Source organism: Spiroplasma endosymbiont of Seladonia tumulorum (assembly GCF_964020235.1).
Taxonomy (GTDB): Bacteria; Bacillota_I; Bacilli_A; order Mycoplasmatales; family Mycoplasmataceae; genus Spiroplasma.
The window spans coordinates 1,879,378-1,897,007 of sequence record NZ_OZ026545.1; the positions used below are offsets into that span (position 1 = coordinate 1,879,378).

The 17,630-nt window shown below is 24.9% G+C and carries 24 protein-coding genes; 17 read left to right on the plus strand and 7 right to left on the minus strand.

Annotation, left to right across the window (positions count from 1 at the left end; genetic code table 4):
• Positions 1-5 precede the first annotated feature (5 nt).
• A complete protein-coding gene (locus AACL22_RS11965; protein WP_338992415.1) occupies positions 6-965 on the plus strand; it encodes a hypothetical protein in 960 nt (319 codons plus the stop codon).
• 131 nt (positions 966-1,096) lie between these two features.
• Positions 1,097-1,468: a hypothetical protein gene (locus AACL22_RS11970; protein WP_338992418.1), complete on the plus strand. Its 372-nt coding sequence runs from the start codon at positions 1,097-1,099 to the stop codon at positions 1,466-1,468.
• A gap of 42 nt (positions 1,469-1,510) precedes the next feature.
• Here AACL22_RS11970 and AACL22_RS11975 read toward each other — a convergent pair whose 3' ends face one another.
• The 4 genes from AACL22_RS11975 to AACL22_RS11990 all read right to left on the minus strand — a co-directional run bounded on the left by AACL22_RS11975 (position 1,511) and on the right by AACL22_RS11990 (position 3,035).
• The gene (locus tag AACL22_RS11975) at positions 1,511-1,699 is read right to left on the minus strand and encodes a hypothetical protein (RefSeq protein WP_338988976.1); all 189 of its coding nucleotides are present in this window, start codon (positions 1,697-1,699) and stop codon (positions 1,511-1,513) included.
• A 13-nt stretch (positions 1,700-1,712) separates the two neighbouring features.
• A complete protein-coding gene (locus AACL22_RS11980) occupies positions 1,713-1,871 on the minus strand; it encodes a hypothetical protein (protein WP_158613866.1) in 159 nt (52 codons plus the stop codon).
• A 126-nt stretch (positions 1,872-1,997) separates the two neighbouring features.
• The gene (locus tag AACL22_RS11985) at positions 1,998-2,282 is read right to left on the minus strand and encodes a hypothetical protein (RefSeq protein ID WP_338992420.1); all 285 of its coding nucleotides are present in this window, start codon (positions 2,280-2,282) and stop codon (positions 1,998-2,000) included.
• A gap of 516 nt (positions 2,283-2,798) precedes the next feature.
• Complete coding sequence (locus AACL22_RS11990; RefSeq protein WP_338992422.1) at positions 2,799-3,035, minus strand: hypothetical protein; 237 nt, start codon at positions 3,033-3,035, stop codon at positions 2,799-2,801.
• Positions 3,036-3,105: 70 nt separating this feature from the next.
• On the opposite strand from AACL22_RS11990, the gene AACL22_RS11995 reads away from it, so the two are divergent.
• From AACL22_RS11995 to AACL22_RS12060, 14 genes are all read left to right on the plus strand, one after another.
• Complete coding sequence (locus AACL22_RS11995) at positions 3,106-3,381, plus strand: hypothetical protein (protein ID WP_338992425.1); 276 nt, start codon at positions 3,106-3,108, stop codon at positions 3,379-3,381.
• Positions 3,382-3,424: 43 nt separating this feature from the next.
• Entirely contained in the window at positions 3,425-4,111 is a 687-nt protein-coding gene (locus tag AACL22_RS12000; RefSeq protein WP_338992428.1) for a hypothetical protein, read from the plus strand.
• Between the two features lie 929 nt (positions 4,112-5,040).
• The gene (locus AACL22_RS12005; RefSeq protein WP_338992431.1) at positions 5,041-5,703 is read left to right on the plus strand and encodes a hypothetical protein; all 663 of its coding nucleotides are present in this window, start codon (positions 5,041-5,043) and stop codon (positions 5,701-5,703) included.
• Between the two features lie 49 nt (positions 5,704-5,752).
• Positions 5,753-6,013: a hypothetical protein gene (locus AACL22_RS12010; RefSeq protein WP_338989308.1), complete on the plus strand. Its 261-nt coding sequence runs from the start codon at positions 5,753-5,755 to the stop codon at positions 6,011-6,013.
• Positions 6,013-6,411: a hypothetical protein gene (locus AACL22_RS12015; RefSeq protein ID WP_338989310.1), complete on the plus strand. Its 399-nt coding sequence runs from the start codon at positions 6,013-6,015 to the stop codon at positions 6,409-6,411. Before AACL22_RS12010 ends, AACL22_RS12015 begins: the two co-directional genes overlap by 1 nt.
• Before the next feature lie 11 nt (positions 6,412-6,422).
• The gene (locus tag AACL22_RS12020) at positions 6,423-6,881 is read left to right on the plus strand and encodes a hypothetical protein (protein WP_338989312.1); all 459 of its coding nucleotides are present in this window, start codon (positions 6,423-6,425) and stop codon (positions 6,879-6,881) included.
• Positions 6,882-6,898: 17 nt separating this feature from the next.
• A complete protein-coding gene (locus AACL22_RS12025) occupies positions 6,899-8,125 on the plus strand; it encodes a hypothetical protein (protein WP_338989314.1) in 1,227 nt (408 codons plus the stop codon).
• A 39-nt stretch (positions 8,126-8,164) separates the two neighbouring features.
• The gene (locus AACL22_RS12030; RefSeq protein ID WP_338992434.1) at positions 8,165-9,760 is read left to right on the plus strand and encodes a hypothetical protein; all 1,596 of its coding nucleotides are present in this window, start codon (positions 8,165-8,167) and stop codon (positions 9,758-9,760) included.
• Positions 9,761-9,772: 12 nt separating this feature from the next.
• Positions 9,773-10,231: a hypothetical protein gene (locus AACL22_RS12035; protein WP_338989084.1), complete on the plus strand. Its 459-nt coding sequence runs from the start codon at positions 9,773-9,775 to the stop codon at positions 10,229-10,231.
• Positions 10,195-10,617, plus strand: a complete 423-nt coding sequence (locus tag AACL22_RS12040) for a hypothetical protein (protein WP_338992437.1) — start codon at positions 10,195-10,197, stop codon at positions 10,615-10,617. The genes AACL22_RS12035 and AACL22_RS12040 overlap by 37 nt, the downstream gene beginning before the upstream one ends.
• A 146-nt stretch (positions 10,618-10,763) precedes the next feature.
• Complete coding sequence (locus AACL22_RS12045) at positions 10,764-10,901, plus strand: hypothetical protein (protein WP_338989081.1); 138 nt, start codon at positions 10,764-10,766, stop codon at positions 10,899-10,901.
• 123 nt (positions 10,902-11,024) lie between these two features.
• Positions 11,025-11,303, plus strand: a complete 279-nt coding sequence (locus tag AACL22_RS12050; RefSeq protein WP_338989080.1) for a hypothetical protein — start codon at positions 11,025-11,027, stop codon at positions 11,301-11,303.
• A 13-nt stretch (positions 11,304-11,316) separates the two neighbouring features.
• Positions 11,317-12,570 carry a hypothetical protein gene (locus AACL22_RS12055; protein ID WP_338992441.1) on the plus strand — a complete coding sequence of 418 codons (1,254 nt, stop codon included), beginning with the start codon at positions 11,317-11,319 and terminating at the stop codon, positions 12,568-12,570.
• Positions 12,570-14,678, plus strand: a complete 2,109-nt coding sequence (locus AACL22_RS12060) for a hypothetical protein (RefSeq protein ID WP_338989322.1) — start codon at positions 12,570-12,572, stop codon at positions 14,676-14,678. The genes AACL22_RS12055 and AACL22_RS12060 overlap by 1 nt, the downstream gene beginning before the upstream one ends.
• A gap of 27 nt (positions 14,679-14,705) precedes the next feature.
• Here AACL22_RS12060 and AACL22_RS12065 read toward each other — a convergent pair whose 3' ends face one another.
• Positions 14,706-15,149, minus strand: coding sequence for a hypothetical protein (locus AACL22_RS12065; protein WP_338989074.1), 444 nt, complete (start codon positions 15,147-15,149; stop codon positions 14,706-14,708).
• A 326-nt stretch (positions 15,150-15,475) separates the two neighbouring features.
• Here AACL22_RS12065 and AACL22_RS12070 point away from each other — a divergent pair, with 326 nt between their 5' ends.
• Positions 15,476-15,652: a S1 RNA-binding domain-containing protein gene (locus AACL22_RS12070; RefSeq protein ID WP_338992444.1), complete on the plus strand. Its 177-nt coding sequence runs from the start codon at positions 15,476-15,478 to the stop codon at positions 15,650-15,652.
• Between the two features lie 188 nt (positions 15,653-15,840).
• Here the strand turns inward: AACL22_RS12070 and AACL22_RS12075 are convergent, their stop codons facing one another.
• Together AACL22_RS12075 and AACL22_RS12080 are read right to left on the minus strand one after the other, a co-directional pair.
• The gene (locus AACL22_RS12075) at positions 15,841-16,263 is read right to left on the minus strand and encodes a hypothetical protein (RefSeq protein ID WP_338991775.1); all 423 of its coding nucleotides are present in this window, start codon (positions 16,261-16,263) and stop codon (positions 15,841-15,843) included.
• Positions 16,205-17,578: a hypothetical protein gene (locus tag AACL22_RS12080; RefSeq protein WP_338992447.1), complete on the minus strand. Its 1,374-nt coding sequence runs from the start codon at positions 17,576-17,578 to the stop codon at positions 16,205-16,207. The genes AACL22_RS12075 and AACL22_RS12080 overlap by 59 nt, the downstream gene beginning before the upstream one ends.
• Between the last annotated feature and the right edge of the window lie 52 nt (positions 17,579-17,630).

Sequence of the window (17,630 nt, forward strand, 5' to 3'; positions counted from 1 at the left end):
TTAAAATGATAAAATTATTAGCAACTATTGTTGTTGGAATTCTAGTTTCAGGACCAGTAATGTCTGTAGTTAGTTGTACTAAAAATGATAATTGAAATAATATTCCAGTTGATCCACCAGTTTTGCCAGTTGAAGTAACTGGTTTTGTTGGAGTTGATTTTAAAACAATTAATCCACAAAATAATAAACAAACTATTCCTGAATTATTCCAGCAATTAGCGCAATTGTTTCAAGGAACAAAATGAAACTTTGATCAGTTAATAAAAAATTATAAATTTAATAATCAATCAAAACCAATTGATAAAATTGATTTGTATCGTAATGGTCAATATGAATTGAACTTTAGTTATGGAACAAATTTAAATACAATAAAAATTAATAAAACAGTAACAACTTCAAACCATTTAGCTGATAAAGTAAAAAGTATTGATTTAGGACAAATTACTGATGCACGACCAAAAACAATTTTAATTGCCACTATTTTTAACAATATGCAACTTATTTCAGAATTAGATAAGTTTGGTGAGTATTTTATTGGACCACAAACATCAGAAATATGAAACCGACAAATTGATAAAGTTGATAAAATTATGATTGAACCTAATCAAACTGAAGCAACTTTAATTTCAGGAAAAGACCATTGGTCAGAAGATAATAACCCAAGAACAGATTATTATGGTTCAGTTAAAGTGTCTTTTTCTGTTGTCCCACCTGAACCTCCAATAGTAAAAGAGAATTTAAGACAAATGAAGTTAACAACAAATTTAGGTAAATTACCAAAAGTAACTATTTTACAAGTAATGATGATGTTTATTAGTGTTAATTTTGTTAGCCAGTTAAATCGACTAAGTGCTTTATTAAATGATTTATATTTAGAAATTAACCCTGATAACAAAGGTGGAACAATTACTGCTTATCATAAATCAGAATACTATATTGGTAGTGCTAACATAAGTTTTAGTTAATTACATATTAATAAAAACCGCTAATTAGCGGTTTTTATTTGTGATTTTTATTTTAGTGGTTAATAAAAATTATTTGCAGTAATTTTATAATTATACAATATTATTTTAAATTAATTATGTAAGGAGTTTTTATGTTGAAAGATATTTTTTATATTGCCGAAGAAGAAATGTGCAATAAATGTTGAAATCAATTAGCACAAGCAATAAAAGAAGTTAAAAATAATAACTCGCAAGAAATTAATAATTTAATGTTTTTCAAATATTATTTGAAAGATCAAATTACTGCACTTGCTTCAAAGGTTATTATAATTATTAAATGTAATAATAATTTTTATACATTATTTTGAAAACAAGATTTATTAAAATCAGAGATTAATAGTGATAACGTGGAGTCAGAGTATCTTCCACAAGGTTTAATATTAAGTGAAGAAATTGTTGATGATGTTATATTAAGTTTAAGGAATAAGAATAATCAACGTTATAAGTTAAATGATAGTAGTTAAATATTCATTTTTAATAATTAATAAGTATCTTTTAGTCATAATTTATTCCTCCGAATTCTTTTTATTTACAATTAAATTTTCTAATTGATAAATTTTTAATCAATGTTCTTCACATAATATAATTTCTTTTTTATAACCTAAATTTCACTCTAATTTATCACCAATTTTTTCAATATAATTATTTCCAAAATAAGCATTTTTATTATTACAATTAATTTTTTGACATTTCATAGGTTAGTTTCTCCTAATTTTGTTTTCCTAATGCTCAATGCTCATCAGTCATATCTTCAAATGATACTGGATAACTTTTAAGCATTAATTCTTGTAATTTATTTTTTTGATCGCATTTTGAACAATAACCTCAATATCTTTGTTTAAGACAAGTTTTATTTAACTTTTTCATATTTATTTAATTCCTTACTATTTTCTATTCTTGCTCTTTCATTAGCACGCTCATTTTTTTCTTATGTAATTTCTTTTTACTTAAAAACTTTCAAGGTTTTTTATTTAACTTTTTCATATAAACCTCCTAAATTACTCCTTTAATTTTTTGGTCAATTTGTAATATTTTTCATCTATCTGATGCTAAATCTAAAATATCGTTAATTTTATAATATTGCATATATGAAACAATAACATCTCATCTATTTTTAAATAAATTTAAGTACATTTTTGCTCATTCTAAACATTGTAAATCATAATGATTTTTATGATGTGAAATACGACAATTAATAGGTTGACAATTAACTCAATCAAATGATGTTGTTATTTCATTCCAAGTTTTATTAATATATTTACTTTTATATTCTGTCATTATAATTCCTCCTAGTTTTAACTCGCTGGCACTCACTCCCAAGTGAAAGTGCCAAGCGAGAATTAGTTATATAAGTATTTATCTATTTATTTACTACGCCATCCGCTTCACTGGGGTGAGCGGTGGCGGTATGTTAATTATTTGAATGTTTAATAATACACAGTTTTTTTAATATTAACGCCAGACATATATATGTCTTCCTTTATCCGTGCCCATTTGTGCTTTCGCTCTGGGATTTGACGCTCAGTTTTTGAAATTAAATTTACTCGCACCCATGCAAAGGACCGAATGCTAAACGCAAATTTAATTGTTTGTGTCACCATCTCAATATTTATTGTCGTTTGATGTTAGCCTTGTACGCATCACGACTATCGCTTAGTTCTAATGAACCAGCGCCGATTTACATATTTCCTCATACACTGTTTCAGTACTCGCCTCGGCTGGCTGTGGGAATGAGTATAAACTCATGTTCTTATGGAAGCACTTAGTTATTTAAAATAACCGTCCCACTCTGCATTAAGTTGTTTTGTAAAATTTAAGTTTTAAAAACCCAGTTTTTCAATCAAAGATAATTTTTGAATTTTCTAAACGTTTATAAAACCGCTTTTGTGTTTTTTCTTTTACTTTATTCAATAAATCTTTATGTTTTTCACAAGTTCATAAAACTTTATTTGATAAAAATTCTTCGGTAATGAATGATATTACTTTATAACAATCATTAACATCACATATTTTTTGTTGCTTAATTATCATTACCTCCTTTTAGGAGTTGTTTTATTTCAAATAAAAAAACAACCCTTTAATAATAGTTGTTTTGTTCTAATTGGTTTACACTATACATGTTAATAATATTTCAAAAGGAACAATTATTGCTGGTTTAAAGTTTTTAAATGCAAAAGCAAAGCTGGAAACAACATTTTTAGGTTGCTATGACGGAATTAGTCAAACTAGTGCTTTAGCATTTATTTATTTAGTTGCAAATAACATTATTCCACCATTAGCATTTGAAAAAGCAATAACGCATTTTTTAACTAATCATTATGCTTTAATGAAAATAAATCAGGGAATTTATGATTTTTTAAAGCAACATTATTTTTAAAAGAAACTTAATGCATTAACACAGCAAAAGTGAGAGCATTTACATGGCTAATCTTCGACTTGAATTAGGCAATTATACTGTTAAAATGTATTATCGTAGTAAATGTCTTTTTAATAATCCTAATTTAATTGTTTATGATTTGGATACATTATATTATTTATGAATGGGAAATTTTGCACAAGAACAAATGGAAGGAAATTTAAATATTGTTAAAACTCGTTTAATTGAACATAATAAATTAATTTGTTTAAAAAGCTTATTAATTTATTTAAATAATTTAGAATTAGATTTTAGTACAAATCAGATTTCACTTGTTCAAAATTTTGTTTGTAGTGTTTCGGAACGAATAGCAATTATGACTAATTTTCCTAAATTAAAATGAATAACAATTAAGCAACATTATGGTTTATTAGTTCAAAGAAATGATTTTTATGTTGATGTTAAAAGTAAAACAACGATAATTTACCAGCGTAGTACAAAAGACCTTTTTAAATTAAATTATGGTTGGATTAATTGTCAAAATATCTTTCAACAATATCTTAATCATAATTTTAATGTTATGTTATCTGTTTCAGATTTAATAACATTAATTCCAAATTTATGTCAAAGGATATGAACATCATATAAAATAAAAGCACTTTGCCTTGAAAAAGGTCTTTTTTCAGAAGTTGTTATAACAGATTATGAAAAAGCAATGGCAGGATTTCTTTTTTTTATCGCGAAAAATTAAAACAGTTGTCCAAGAAAAATTAACAATCGGGAATAATAATTATGAAATTTTAGGTAGTCGGAAAAAAGTTGAGGTTTTATAAAAATTATAAATAAAGTAATTAAATACAAATTAAAGTAATCGCTTATTAGAGCGATTTTTTTATTTGCATTATTCATCAGATAGTATCTTTAAAATTAAAAATTAACCTATTTTTTCCCTACAAATTAGTTAATTTTTATAATTTCCTTTCTGTGATTTATTATATTTTTTCGGTTTAACAACTAATAATATCATTTTTAATAAAGGTACTATCTGATGAATAATGCAATCTAAAACTTAATATTTTTTGTTGCTTAAAGATGGATAACTCATCTATGGCACGAAGCCTTAAAGAAAGTGTGAAAGCGATTGGATTTACTACTCCTATTTATTTCTTTAATTCTCGGCAAGATTAATCACTTGCGAAATGTCAGAGCATGTGTTTTTTGGCTTGTTTTCATAAAAAAAGTGCTGTTAAACCGAAAAAAACAATATCGGACACTAAAAAAACAAGAGGGTTGGAACTCCAAAAGGTTATTTTCTTTATATAAAGTTGTGTAGGGATGGATGAAGCGTAATTAATAACTGGATAAACTGTTTTTTGTTTATTTCCGTATGGGGGATAAACTCTATCAAAATATCCTATCCGCCCCCGCTCACTCCCCAAAGTGAAGCGGGCGGCGAAGTAATTAAATACTAAAATAAATTATTTACTAAATATCAAAATATTAACCAATAAAGGAATATTATGTTTTTTTACAGAAGGAAAAATATTTGATGAAAAAATGAAATAAAAAAATTAAAAATAAATTACAAGAATTAATGATACGAGCTTATCCAGTAACGGTAAATGATATTAATAATGAAATTTGAGCAACAAATAAAAAGAATTAAGGAGTATAGATAAAATGACAGAATATAAAAGCAAATATATTAATAAAACTTGAAATGAAATAACAACATCATTTGATTGAGTTAATTGTCAACCTATTAATTGTCGTATTTCACATCATAAAAAGCATTATGATTTGCAATGTTTAGAATGAGCCAAAATGTACTTAAATTTATTTAAAAACAAGTGAGATGTTATTGTTTCATATATGCAATATTATAAAATTAACGATATTTTAGATTTAGCATCCGATGGATGAAAAATATTACAAATTGACAAAAAAAATAAAACAAATAAATTAAAATATATTATTGCAATTGACCCTGCTGGAGTTGGTCAAACTGGTATTATTATTTATAATGTTTTGCAAAATAAAATAATTAATAATATTACTTTTAATTCCAAAAATGAAGAAGAAGCAATAAATAATATATATTTAATATTAAATCAATTTAAAAATAAAATTTGTTCTTATTTAAATAAAGTTGTTGTAATAATTGAAGATTATCAACTTCATAAAGGTTTAAAAATAAAAAATCCATTATCTACTCCTAAATTCATTGGTGGTTTAAAAGTTTTATGTAAATATCTATTTAATTTAAATTATGTTTTACAATCGCCAGTTGTTAAAAAAATTATATTTATAAAGGAAATATTAAAATGTCAGAGCACGAATTAGATGCTTGAAAACATTTACAATATTTTTTTAAAAAAGGAAGTGATAAATAATGACTATAACAGAATCAATTAAATTTAACAAAATTAAAGAAGAAAATGAAACACTTAAAAAAGAACTTGCTGAAAAAGATAAAGAAATATCTAAATTAAAACAAGATGTGGCAGATTTAGAATGTAATCAATATACTTTAGAAGCAAAACAATTATATAAAGAAGATTTTTACAAAAATCCATATTCAACAGGTTCTATCGATTGAATATTAGTTGACAGTTCAAAATATGACAAATTATCTAATAAGGATGTTAAATAATGTCTCAAACAAAAAGTAATTTACCTAAAAATTCTAATAACTGTAAACCTAAAATAAAAAATAAAAAAGTTAATAAGTTAGAATTAACTGTTAGATTACATGAAAATCCTATTAAAACAAAAATTAAGGCTCTTGTTGCTGGTGGTGTTGAAGTTGATGCTTGTTCGGCTAAATGTCAGTGAGAAGGATTAAATTACTCAACATTATCAATATATAACCCATCTGTTTTAACTGAGTTTTTGAAATTAAAAAAAGATGATGAGATAAAAATTAAAGGCTCAGTATTTAATCAGTTAAATATAAAAACTAAGCGCTATTTTTTGTCTTTTAGAGTAGATAGTTTTGAAATTATACAAAAAGCAATTAGAAAAAGAATAAATACAAATATTAAAAAATAGGAGGAAAAACAATGGCATTAAAAAATGTAAAATATGTTCTTATTGATGAAAATAATGAACCTATTAAAAATGAAGATGGTAGTTTAGATATTAAAACTGCTGAAATTATTTTAGAAAATACTGCTGAAGTTGAAGAATTTAATGCAAGTAATTTAGAAAATAATAATCAGCAAATCAACGAACTACAAACAAAAAATACTGAATTAACTTCACAAATTGAACAACAAACAATTCAATTAAAACAAATTGAAATAATTGACTTTATTAATTCTTTAACTGATAATGAAGAATTTAAAAATGTTTTATTAAAGTCTTATGATATTACTGATGATATTGAAATCATTAAAGCACAATTGCAAAGTGTTTATGATGAATTAATTAAGGTACAAATAGTTAATACTGGTGGCGTACCAAAAGCAGAAAACAAAGAAAACAATATTTTAGATACAGACAATGTATTTAATAAATAAGAAAGAAGGAGATAATTGTGGCACAAAATCCACAAAGAATTTTCGGAGATATTGCTAATCAAGCAACACAAAGAGACCGAGAAACATTTGAACAATGATATTTACAAACTTATCAACAAAAATTTAGTTGAGAAGCACTATTTGCGTGAAAAGAAGCCAATAAGTTTGGTTTAACATATAAAAGAAAGAAAAATATTAAATACAATGAAGGTCTAGGAAACGAAGGACAAGTATTTAATACTGATGATAACCTACTAAAATATTCAACAGTGGAATTTGAAGATGGAATTGTTGAATTAGATACAATTTTAACTTTTGCTCGTAAATTAGATCCCATAGAAAGTGATTTTAATCCTAATCTTTGAGCAGCTGATATTGAACAAGCAATGGATACTGAAGTTGCTTATAAACGTAATAAAATTTTAGAAATTATTAATAAAGGAACAGTTACAACTATTCAAGGCAAAAAAGCAGATGATACAAATGCTTTACAAATTCATGATGAAATTATGGATAAAATATATGAAAACGGCTTTACTCCATCAGAAACAATTGTTTTAGGTTCGGCTGATTTTATTCGTGGAATTCGTAATAAATTACAGTTACAACTTGGAGCAAACGACCAAATAAATAGTGTAATCACAACAAGTGGAGCAATGAAAACTGTTGAAGGAACAACATACTATATGGTTCCTAAAAAATTACCAATTATTAATAAAGATGGTTCAGAAGGAACAATTGAATTATTACCAAATGGAGTTAATGCAATTGCCTTTAAGTTTAGCAAAAAATATGACCCTCTTATTTTACGCAAAAAAGACCATACTCCGTTAAGAGTTGGTGCTGCTGCGTTAGGTACTGGTATGGGTAATACTTTGATTATGGAAAGAGTTTTATATTTAGGTGGAGCAGTAGTTGAACCTAAGGGAATTATTAAACATATTGTTGCAAAAATTGATATTAGTAAAATTAATAAAATAGATAAACCAACTATACATGTTACAGACCCAACAAAAGCAACAGCCGAACAGTTAAAACCACAATTTAAAGATGTTGTTTTAAAAGCAGTAAAAGCAGTAAATAGTTCTTTAACTGAAAGTGATTTTGATTACTTTATTGAAAGTAAAGGTGAAGACTGACCAATTAATATTACAAATGATAAAACAGTTGCAGTTCAAATTGAAGGTAAAAACAACGCTACTGGTCAAACAAATCCGATTGATGTTAAAATTAAAAATTCTTAATAGTACTAAAAAATAGTACTTTTTCGTTTGATAAATGATATGCCAATTGGAACATCTAAAACAGCCCTTATTTATGCTGTTAAAAAAAATCCAACTAGATTGTCAATCCAACAACAAGAAAAAAGTTTTGGTTTACAGTTATTAGAATTTTTAGGAATTCAAGTTTTAGCTCTTGGTTTATCAGTTTTAACTGGTGGTATTGCTTCGGCTGTTGGTCTTGGTGCGGGATTATCTAATTTTGCCGCAGCATTTATCTCGTTTGGAGTAGAAACAGCAACCGATTTTGCCGTAAATCAAATATATGATAAATTAACATCAGAAGTAACAGCAAAAAGTACCGCCTTAAATTTGTTACCAGCAATTGGTGGAATTGGTAAATTAACGCGTGCTGTTCGAACAACTAGAATTTTAAAATTAGCAAAAGAAACTAAACTACTTGAAAAATTAGGTGTAATAACTGCTAATAATTTAGAAGATGTTGTAAGGCAAGTTACAGATAAAAAGATTTTATCTTCTAAATTAATATTTGATTTTACAAAGCATGCTAATAATGAAACTTTATTATATACAATTGGAAAATTAGCCCGAAATGATTTTTATAAAGGTTTTAAAGTTTCTAATTTAGAAACAATTAATAATTTATTAAAAATTGAGAAAAATATTCAAAAAATAAGTCCTAAATTAGTTCAAAAAATACCACGCGTGAATGAAAAAAATGCTAATAAATGATTGTCTGAATATGGATTAAATATTGATAAAATAAGTAAAATTAATACTAATGAGTGATATAACATTATGACTAATCTTTATAAAAAAGGTGTTGGTAAAAATCTACTATTAAATGCTAATTTAATGAGGGGAAGTAAAATATATAATAATAAATTATTAAATATTTTTCATCAAACACCAATTAAATTAAATAAAATTTTAAATCATTTAAACCCAAATTTTTATATTCAAAAAGTAACTAAAAAATTATTAGCCCCTATTGAAAAACAAATAATTACTATTAAACAAAAAGTAATTAGTAAAATTACTGATAAAACTAAAAAAATATTATCTAAATTTGAAACTAAGGCTATTAAAAAAGGTCAATTATTACCTTTTGCTTATGGTTCTGATGTTTTTTTAGCAGTTAAAATTGTTCCTTTATCAGTTGCGGGTGAAGTTGCTTTAACAATATATTACAAAAATCCTAAATATGCCCCTATTGTCGTTATGACAACTTTAATCAAAGCAGAACAGTTTGTTTTGGCTCCTGAACCGTTTAAATTCTATATGAACAGTGAGTGGTTTATTGGTTGGGGATTTAAAAAAACAAGTTTGTTTAATTTAGTTTCTATTGCCCCACTTGCTTATCAGCAAGTAGTAAAAGATAGTTTTAAAATATATCGGACAATTGCTAAGATATTAAAAATGCAAGAACAATTTAAAAATAACTTTAATAAAGATAAATTGTTAAATACGCTAGAAGATAGTGCAATTACTAGTTTATTGGGTAATGGACTAGTATTTCAAGCATATAAACAACTCAGAACAAAACAAGATTTAAACAAAAAAATTAAAACAAAAACACTATCAAGTAGTAAAAAGTTTATCTTAAATAAAATCAAATCAAAAAGAAATAAATGATAAGGAGATGATTAAATGTTAAATGAATTATGACAAAATGTTACTTTGGAAAATTATAATAATTTTATTCCAATGACAGGTAAAATTACACAAGTTCCAGTTCGTTATAATAAGTTCTTTAAAGGTGATGTAGAATTATGATTTAAAACATTTGCTTTAAGAGCCCAAAATATGATTAATTCTTACTTAAACTATCCATTTTCAAAGCTAAAATTTGAAACATTTAAAGACCCATTATTAAAGAAAATTTGTATTAATATGGTGTTTATTACGATTGAACATTGAACATTTAATCGCATTCCAATTGAATTTTTTACTTCGGCAAATATGAGTGTTGGTGATATTAATTATTCTTCACAAAATGACCCTATGGCAACATGACAAGGTCTATTGCCTAGCTATGCAAAATCATTGGCTAATCTAACAACTTTAAAAAAATGTTTCGTACTTTTCAAAAAGAAGGTATTGATTTAACAATGATAGATTTAGAAGCATATTATACCCAATTTGAAGTTGATGTTTTAATAGAAAAAGAAAAAACTAAGATTGATAATAAAAGTATTATTAAAAATAATAATGGAGAAATTGCGGTTTCAGATTTAAAACAAAATAAAATTACTTTAATGCCAAATGTTAGTAAGCGTAATAATGCTGATTTTAGTGCTGAAACTGGTGAATTAAGAATATGAGACCCAAGCTTCCAAAATAATGACCAAGTTGCAGATTTTAGTGTTGTTAAAACAAACAAAACGCTCGGACTAGAAGCAACAGATGACACATTACCAACCACTAAATACATTAATGAACATTATGCTTTAAAAAAAGTATTGGGCAGTGAAAAGAAGTTGGAGAAAGAGTAAACGAAAAAGTAATTAAATATAAATTTATTTTAGGGAAAAAATATAAAGTTCATTTTATTTGAGAACGACCAACCGCAGATTTTGTTATAACAACTTGTTTTGAATGTAAAAATAATGGTGGTGGTTTGCAAACTATTTCAACTAGTTTGGCCTTGGGAAAAGGCGGGGCAACAAGAATTGGTTTTTTAAATGTAGATAATTCTTCTAATAATCATAAAGTAGTAATTTCAATGACGGGTGATGAATATTCGCCAACAATTCTAAAATTAGAAGAGTTACAATAAATTAACGAAGATAATTATGTTTAATAAAAATATTACAATTAAAAATAATAATGAATTAATTACAAATTAATGCTAATTTATTAAAATAAAAAAATAATTTAGAAAGAAAGTAGAGTGTTATAAATGAATTTAAAAGATTATAAATCAGAAATTTTATTATTAATTCGTAAAATATTTATTTGGGGATTAGGGGCAATTTTAATAATAAGTGCAATTGTGTTATTTTTTTGCAAAGCATTTAAAGTAATTGAAATTTCATGACCAGAATATTTTTATATTGGTTTATCATTACTTATTAGTGGTGTTTTAGTCTATTTAATTGATAAAATTTTTGAATTTTTTAAGAAAGATAAAAAACAAGATAGTATTGAAGATGTTATTAAAAAAGAAGAAACAAAATAAAGAGGTGTTATAAATGGGATTGTTACCAGCCAAAAAGAAATTAAAAAAAGAATATGATATTGATAGTTATTATCTTAATTTAGCATCAACAATTACTAATCGTAAAAATGTTACTGTTCAAAAACATAATGAGATTTTAGAAAAAAGAATTTGTGAAGATAATGCTAATTTTTTAAATCCACGAGATTTAGAAATTAGCATTTATAATTTTATTACTAATCAACAAATAAACTCTAAATTAATTAATATCTTTTTAAAAATGCAAGACTTTACTAATAAGAATTGATATAACAAATATAAAATTAATAAAAATGGTAAGGGTGCATATTTTATTTTTGCTAATAATTCAAAACTTAATTTTATTACTATTGATTTTTACAATGACCATTATGATGAATTAGGTAATTTAGTATCTTGCACTTTTGATTATGACCCTTATATTAAAAATGACCAGAGTATTTTTATTACTGAAAAATTAGAGATTGATTCTGTAACTAAACAAGTTAAAGTTATTAGAAAGTTAAAAACACGATTATATAGTACTATTACCGACTTATATATTGATGATGTTAAATGAAATAACTATACAACTTTACAAAGAAAAGAAATATTGCCACTTAATTTTATTCCAATTGAAATAATTCCTAATAACTCTAATTTTGAACCTTCTGCTCGCTATGGTAAGCAATTTGCTAGTATTTTAGATATTATTGCTGAAAAGATAATGTTAGACCCATTGTTAAATAGTGGTAAATTTACCATTAATACTAATGGAGTTACTGGTGTGGTTGACCAAGAAATTAGTAAAATGCTGACATCATTTATTGAAAATGACTTGTTATTAGTTGAAGGAGACCCTGATAGTAATTTTCAACCAGTAGACTATATCGCTGGTAATTTTAAAGGTGAACAATTAACTAAAATATATGATTGATTGTTAACTAATTACTATAAAATAAATCGCCATCATGTTCCCGCAATCGCTAAGGGAGCACAACAAACGCAAGCAGAAGTTGCTGGTGTAAATATTCAAACAAATGCATCATACGAACAAATGATATACATTAGAGAGATTAAATTAACTGAATTTATTATTAAGTTAATTAAATATGATAATGCTGTTTTAAATAGTAGAACATTCAATATTAAAAATATTGATGAGTTAATTGTTGATGTTCGCTTACCAGTAAATGCTACTTTAAACAAACAATTAAAAAACAACGAAACTATTATCAATATTCCTAATGAAGAAGGAGAACAAGAATAATGTTAAAACCATCTGAAAAAATGTTAGCAAAATTAGCAGAAAATGATGAACCAATTGATTATTCAATTGATAGTATTCCGTTAGATTTTGCTATTCAATCACAGTATAGCGACCCCGATTTAGAACAATTATTTAGTGAAGACCGTGCTAGAACCCTTTATATTTATAAAATTAATAATCTTGTTAAGACAAAGCAAAAACCAATCTTAAACTACTCTCAAAATAGCGTTAAAATAGGTTTTATTGACAAAGATGAATATATTAAAATAACTGGTTATGAAATTAGTGATTTTAATTTTAAATTACAAATTCAACAAAATACCACAGTCCAAGATAATAGCACAAGTTATGTAATGATTGATGAAAAAGATATTTTAATTAATGATATTTCAAAAAAAGACAAAAAATTTTTAGAATCCTATGACTTAAAAATAGTATCTATTAATGAACCAATTACCGAAGACAACAAAAATGAATGTTATATCATTGAAGAATACAAACGCCCTTATTCACCTGATGGTGTTGATATTATTAAATCTACTCATTTAGTTAAAATAACTGACTTTAAATGAAAAAATCAAAATAGTATTCATTTAGTATTACATAAATCATTACCCGAAGATACTGTCTTTACTGGAATTGAAATTAAATATCCTAAATCAATGTTATTTGGAAATATTAAATGCTGAGGCAATGTGAATGGTGTTTATTCTTATCCACAATCAATTATTCAAAATGCTAACTTAGTACCCTTACTATCAATGCCAATTGAAACAAAACCTAATGTACGAATATTTCAATATTGATTAGGATATAGTTTTTTATCATGAGTAATTGCATTAAATTATATTGAGGAAAAGGATTGTTTAATTTTAACTAGTATAGATGATTTACCATCTAATAAACAAAAAAAAGTATTTAATAATGTTAGAATTGCTAGTGGAAAAATAAATTTTGCTGGAACTAGTGCAACATTTCCTTCAGAAGCCCCAAAACCAAACTGACCAGAAGGTAATCAAATAACTATAAAAGATAATGATTATGTTCAAGTAGCAAATTATTCATTAGGTATTGGTATTGGTACTCGTGATGTTGCAAAATGAGTATCAACAATTGGAAATAATAATAATAATAATTATGGTAATGTTGTTTTAGAATTTAAACAAGCACCTGTAAAAGGTAATTTAGCAGATGTATTGAAAAAAATGCTAACTTATAGATATAATTATGATAGAAAATTTGAAGGTGCTAAATATGATGAAAAAAGAAATCCTATAAATAAAATTGCTGAATTACGCCAAAAATTTGAAGGACAAAAACCAGAAAATGTTATTGATGGTTTATTTGAAGAATGAAAATTTAGAAACCCATCTTATCTTAATGATAGGGCAGTAAAAAGATTTAAACAAATTGTATACATGTTGTCAAATTATGTATATAGTAATATGGCAGTAAATAAAGGTTATAATGATGATATTAAATTAATTGCTCCGTATTATTTTGAACTAGTTTCAATATCAAATGAATCAGAAAAAGATTACTGAATATTTGAAGATTGCAGAGTTAAATTAAAATCATCATATTTTAATTTTTCTGATTTAAAAAATATTAATATAGAAAATATAAAATTAAATAATTTAAAAAATATAAATAATAATATTTCAGAAAATAAAGTTTATCAATTAGAAACAAATTTTTTTAATTGATTATCAATAACAAACGAATTAGAAACAAATAATATTCCTTCACTTATTCCGGCAGAAATTAAACTATCAGATGGAGAATATGGCAAATACTTAACTAATTTAATTATTTCTAATAATAAATTAGAAATATGTTTAGAAAAACTATTTGATTTTCATAAAGAAAGCATTATATATTCAAAATCAGAATGATTAAATTTAATTAATAATTTTGTTGAAAATAATATTAAAATACTTTTTTCACAAAATATTAATTTTTTAAGCAAAATTGAAATATCAGGAATATGAGGTTATGGAGATTATGATATTACAATTTTTACTGAAAAAGAACAAATTAATATTAATAATTTAGAATTATTTAATAAAAACAATGAAAAATTATCATTAGTTACAATAGAAATGTAAAAAAAGTCATTTATTAAAATGACTTTTTTAATTTATGAAATAATCATCAGGATATTTTCTATCTCATTCTTTTGAATAAACATCTGAATTTCATGTATCTATATTAAAACTATATAAATTCATTTTTTTTTCAAATTTATTGAAAAATCCTCCTAAGGCAATAGAATATAATTTATCAGGATAACTTCCTTCAACAATTGGATTGTTTGTACAATAAAGTTTTATTGCATATTTTTGTAAATTTTTATTATCTTTTGTTTTGTATCTTATTTTCATTTTTCCAATTTTTTCACCTTTATTACAAACTATTGTAGTATTATCTCTTTCAAAAAAAGTTCTATATTTTTTGTCTTTTTCATGAGTAATTGCAGTAAGTGTAACTAATACAATCATGCATAAAATTAAAATGGTAGATAATATTATATATATTGATATTATTTTATGTTTTTTAACTAATTTCAACAACTTCATAATAATTATCCTTTCAATATTATTTAAAGTTTTTAATCAATCTGGGCTCGCGGGATTTTCATAAGTTTTGCGAAAAATGCCTTAAAGTTTAAAAAAACTTTTGCCGCGCTTTTCAAAATACTTGGGAAAAATTCTAAGCGTTAAGCGAAGAATTTTATAAAGGTTCCCAAATTTATTTGAAAGAATCTCAAAATCTTTTTTAACTTGTAAGTCATTTTATCACAAAAATTTAAGAAAATCAACCGCTCGCCCAATTCCTGCAAATGATTTTTATAGTCTTAATGATATAATTAAAGCATTTAAAGAAAGGAAGTATATTTAATTTTATGTATAAAAAAGGAAATAAAGTTAATGTTAAAATAACAAACATTACACCTTATGGTGCTTTTTGTAGAGCAGAAAAGGCTGGTGGTTTAATTCATATTAGTGAGATTTCAGATTACTTTGTTAGAGATATTAGAGGTTTTTTGATGTTGGTGATGAAATTGAAGTTGAGATACTAGATTTTAATTTAGTTAGAAAACATCTTAAATTAAGTTATAAAAATTGTCATCTTGAACTATTGAAAAATGATGATGGTAATAAAATACAAGAAAAATCACCTAGTTTAGAAAAATCATTAAATACTAATTATTTAATAAATAAAAAGTAAATAAAATTTATAAATTTTAGAAGGTTTTTAAAACCTTTTTTATATTTTCATTTTAAAACGATATGGATAAGAACCATAAAACAAAGCATCATATGGGTCATGGTACATTTTACTATCGGGTGTGTTTGTTTTGGTATCACTAAATCTTAGTTCACTAATGCACTTATCTAAAAATGGAAAATTATTTAAAATGCCATATATTTTGCCTTGGACAAACATTTTTCTTATTCATGTTACACGATTGATTATACCCGCTTCTTTATTCAACGAAGTTTGATGTTTTTTAGCTTTAAACATTTTAATTTTATAACCCAAATAAGGGTAAATATCTTCTTGCAATTTTTGCATAAAATCGTGGGCATTAATATCATAATGAAATGTAGCATATTCAAAACCATAAAATTTATCAAAAGTATTGATTATTCATTGTCCGTAATGTTCAACTATTTCATTTAAATTCATTGCGTTTTTTGGGGGTAACAACATTTTCTTCAATTAAATATTTATCATATTCATTATTTTCATTAATTTTATAACCACTAAATAAAAACACCGTGTGGTCTTCACTACCATTAGCATAATCCACACCAATTGAATAACTATCAAATTGATACTGTTTTGTATTGGAATTATAAAAATCTTGTAAATTATACTCTTTAATATATTTACGATAATTTCGTAAAACATAAATACTGGGGTCATTATCGTTATATTCAAAACCGTAGTATTCAAGTTCAAATAAATCAGGTCGTTCTTGTTTGTTTGTTAAAACAAGTTTTTTAGTAATATTAGGTATTTTATTTCAAACAGCACCCATTGTTAATCGTAAATTAAAAATACCCAAACCATTAAATGCTTTTTTGTTTTCTGAATATACTTGATTGTGTTCTTTTAAAATATTTTTAATTCTTTCATTTAAGGGTAAATATGGGGTTACAAATTTTTCATAAAAGACATGGTACTTATCAAAAGGATTAAAAGTAAATTGATTAGAATATGTTTTATGAAAATATGTTGTTACTGTTATGTATTGTTTTGCTATGTTGTCTCATTCTTGAAATGTCCAAGATAATTCTGTTACTGGAATAGGATTATCTAAATTATATTGTTCATTATCATTTTCGTCTATATATTTTTCATAAGATACTTTTAAACTTTTTGAACGAAACATTGAAACTCTTAAATTATTATATCTTTTATCTAGTTCTTTGTCCGTTAAAATTTCTTTTTCTTCAGCATGTATCATTTCATCTGTTCACGCCGATATAATACCACTACCTTTACCAACTTTTCCCATAATTTTATTACCATTAGCATAACCCGCAAAAGCAATGCGAACACCACTAGGAAAAACAATTTCGCCACCTTCTTTAACATTTTTAGGTCAAACAATGCCATTTTCATTGTTAGGTCCTATATCAATCCCATATTTATCATATAGATAGTTGCAGACATTAATTGTATCGCCAAATGTAGTATCTTCGTGAGTGTTGGCATATCTTCGTAGAATATTAGATGAAGCATTGGTAAAATTACAAGCAAAAAATAATTTTTCTGCTAAATGATTTCATGTTTTATTAGTACCACGCCCCGCTGAAACAAACTTAAAAAAAGTTGGCGAAGTAAAATATCGGGCATAACTATCACCAACAAAATCTTTAAATACTTTTCAATCAAAGCCAAAATTATAGTCACTGAAATTTAAATCATATTTTTTATTTAAATGTTCATAACTAGTAATTCGTTTTTTGTTATTAATTTTTGTAAAATCTTGCATTTTTAATTAGCCTCCTTTTTTTTGATAAGATTATATGAAGTATTAAGTATCA